General features: G+C 61.7%; 1 protein-coding gene. It reads right to left on the reverse strand.

Translation table 11 applies throughout. The features are described from left to right. The coding region (locus tag LQV45_RS34930) for a recombinase family protein (protein WP_290370421.1) at nucleotides 1–1,089 on the reverse strand (1,089 nt) is incomplete at its 3' end. Nucleotide 1,090 lies beyond the last annotated feature (1 nt).

A 1,090-nucleotide genomic window follows, 5' to 3' on the forward strand; every position in this document is an offset into this window, starting at 1 on the left:
CATTTGGGAGAGGGTTTTCATCTGTTCCTCGTCGTCGTTCAGTTCGGCAGCGAGGGCGCTGTGCTGTTCGTCCGCTGCCCTGCGACCAGCAAGCGCGTCCGACATCGCAGGAGTGTCCAGGCGCATCAGGACGGCAGCGCACAGGAACTCTTCCAGCGGCGGCGCAACGACGGTGATGCCCCCGCAGCCTCCGTGGTCGGGACCGGAAGCGCAGACATACCGGCGAGTGTCGACACGGACCGCTGAATAGAGCTTGGTGCCGCATTTGCCACACCGCAGAAGCCCGGATAAAACATACCGGCGCGGGGCCCTCGTGTTGTTGCGCTTCTTGGTGGCGAAGTGAGCCAGGATGCGCTCTCGTTGTTCCGGCGTGATGATCGGGTCCCACACGGCTTCCGCAACGACGGTTCCCTTGTGTTCCCTGAGCCCTGCGATCCTGGCAGATTTCAGCATCGCGTTCAGCGTCATGGTTTGCCACTGCCCACCGGCGCTCGTGGGTACGTTCTGGTCGTTGAGCCAGACACAGATGGACCGCGACGATTCCCCGGACAGAAACCGTGCCACGATCTGCCGCAGAATTTCCGCCTCTGACTCAATGACGGTCTTGCGGTCCCTCTCGTAACCGAAAGGGCGCAAATTTCCCCCGTTTGGCATCCCCTGCTCTGCCAGCTGCTGCGCCTTCCTCTTCAGCCTCTCGGATTTCCTCGCTGACTCCTTGGAAGCGATCGCCGCGAGGATGCGCGCCATGAACAACCCGTCGTCGTTACCGAGATTTATGTCAGCCGTTACGGACTTCACCTGGGTCACTCCGGCGCGTTCACATAACCGAGTGAATTCCTCCAACTCCATCGGCTGCCGTGTCAGTCGGTCCAGGTTGTAGACGATCACAGCGTCGCGGTGGCCGTCGGCCAGGTCGGCTAGCAACCGCTGATACTGCGGGCGTGGTCTCGCTGCGCTGGACTTGTAGGCGCTCACGTCGTTGTCGACATACTCATCGCCCACGGTCCAACCCTGGTCCGCAGCCAGCTTGCGGCAGTCCTCGAGCTGTCGGGTGACGCCTAAAGCCTCGCCTGTTTGATCCGACGAGATA

This window comes from Microbacterium sp. Bi128 (genome assembly GCF_918698205.1).